The sequence below is a fragment of the Candidatus Ruminimicrobium bovinum genome, from assembly GCF_902760015.1.
In the GTDB taxonomy this organism is placed as follows: Bacteria; Elusimicrobiota; Endomicrobiia; order Endomicrobiales; family Endomicrobiaceae; genus Ruminimicrobium; species Ruminimicrobium bovinum.
Genome location: NZ_CACWEU010000002.1, coordinates 1 through 2244, shown reverse-complemented (window position 1 = coordinate 2244; position 2244 = coordinate 1). Strand labels below are relative to the sequence as shown.

The window sequence follows — 2244 nt, the reverse complement described above, 5'->3', positions numbered from 1 at the left end:
TTTCAATATGTGTTGCACCTTTAACAAGGAATAATTCTTTATCTTGTGTTCCTACTGCTTTTGAAAAAACTTGTTCTGTCATATATAGAGTATCGGCATTGGAGCCCGCAATCATTAAAAGAGGTTGGTTTATTAAATCCACATTATCCGATGCATCAAAACTCATCAAATCTACCAAACTGCTTACGGTATAACTGAATGTTGAGTTTGGATGTCTGTGTGTTTTGCCGTAATAATAATATCCGTCTCTATAAAGGTCATAAGGTAAATCCTTTGCTTTTTCTTCCGGCATATCTCTCATATCGGGTGTATATGCAATTTCTCCGCCTGCAACTTCTTTTGCTCTTGCATCACAGGCTTGTTTTAATCTTTCTTGTATAGTATTTATTTGTGAGTCCAAAAATCCGTTCTTTCTTACAATTCCCGAATTAAACATACTTAAAGTTGCAACAGCTTTAAATCTTTTTTCGGTTTGTGCGGTTTTTATTGTATATCCTCCACCTCCGCAAATTCCCAATACTCCAATATTATTTGCATCGACTCCCGGAAAGTTTGAAAGAATATCTGCCATACCGTGAATATCTTCAATTCTGTTTTGCGGTTTATCGGTATTTCTGGGCATACCTTCGCTTGCTCCCTGATAAGAAGCATCTGCAGCCATTGCAATAAAACCGTGTTCTGCAAGTTTTTGTGCATATAAACCTGCAACCTGTTCCTTTACTCCGCCGTTAGGATGAGCAACTGCAACTGCAGGATATTTTTTTGTTTTATCGTTTTTATTATAATCTGCCGGAACATAAACATTTGCCGCAATTTTTAGCCCGTTAAGTTTATAAGATATAGGTATGATATTTACTTTACCTTGTTCATTTTTTGTTATTGCTCCTTCGTAAACAAGTCCCCAAACATTGTTATTGTGAGTATTTTCTTTTTTTATTTCTTTTTCTGTTTTGTAAGTAAACAATTCCATTTTTGCTCCCTTTTTTGAATCTTTTGCGGCAAACACATTAATAATAACCGCAAACATAATTAATACTGTTAATAAAATTTTTTTCATAGAATTTTCCTTTAACCTATTTATCCAAGTTATTTTCTTTTAACCATTTTGCAAACAAATCCGCCAAAATATCGTTATTCAAATCTTGCATTAAAAAGTGTGTGTTTCCATAAATACCAATATTTGGTAATTCTACTAAAGTACAGTTTCCGCCGTTTTTGTTTATTGTCTCAGTAAACTTTCTTGCCATTTGTAAACGAACTCTCCAATTTTCATCTCCTAAATTATCGGAAACTTCTTCGGGAATATAATCACCGAAATACATAACTATAGGAATTTTTGTAAGTTTTAAGAAATCTTGTTTTGAAACCGGAATCGGTGCCGTTCCGCCTGTTTTTCCGTCAATAGCTTGTGGTAAATCATCCTCAGGAAATACAAAAGCACCCGGTTCATAAGCAGCAATACCGGCAACTTTATCGTTTGCAATAGCCGCAAACCATCCCGGAACACCGCCTGCACTATGTGTTACTAAAACAGTTTTTCCTACTTTATTTACGGTTTCAATAATTGCAGCAACATCCGATGTACCATTACTTAAATCCGGTGTCATTTGACGGAAAAATTGAGAAAGATATTCTTTATCGGTTGAAAACTGAACACCTTTATTATAGTTAGGCCATATGCCTATTCTCCAAATATCAAACCAAAACATTTCGTCTGCAACCGGTTTTAGTTTTTTTTCTGCGGAAGATCTTCCTGCAGAACCTCTTCCAGGTAAATCCATTACATATACAGGGAAACCATGTCTTAACATTAATGTTGAAAAACCGTCTCTGTTATCGGGAGTCATTTTCCAACACATTCCGGAACCGCCATAGCCGTGAATAAAAACAAGCGAAGATTTTTTTGCTTTAGCCGGAATTTGATATTCTACAAAAGCATGGTCTGCATGGTATGCTTGTCCTGTTTCATCTTGTTCCGCCCAACCTACAAATTTTGAATTATCATAAACACCGTCTCTTTGAATAATTTGTCCTCCGGCTGCAAAAGAGCCTTGCTTTTGAATTTTTAAAACTTTATCAGCAGAAAAAGAATAAGTTGCAGCAATAAACAGAAACATTACACTTAACCAAAATACAATTTTTTTCATTTTATTCTCCTTATTTTCCTTTTATAATATATTTTTCCAACAAAATTTTAAGTTGCAAATCGCAAAACTTTTTTGTCCACTTATCAGGTTCAAAATC

2 protein-coding genes are annotated in these 2244 nt (G+C 34.7%); both read right to left on the bottom strand.

The genetic code is table 11. The features are described from left to right. On the bottom strand, window positions 1–1057 hold a 1057-nt coding region (locus tag ACMUOV_RS00025), incomplete at its 3' end, for an alpha/beta hydrolase (RefSeq protein WP_413852553.1). Between the two features lie 16 nt (window positions 1058–1073). Next, window positions 1074–2147 (bottom strand): alpha/beta hydrolase, encoded by a 1074-nt coding sequence (locus ACMUOV_RS00020; protein WP_413852551.1) that lies wholly within the window; start codon window positions 2145–2147, stop codon window positions 1074–1076. Window positions 2148–2244: the final 97 nt, after the last annotated feature.

Excerpts from the sequence above, each read along its gene's own strand:
- ACMUOV_RS00020 (WP_413852551.1), bottom strand. The coding sequence starts at position 2,147 with ATGAAAAAAATTGTATTTTGGTTAAGTGTAATGTTTCTGTTTATTGCT.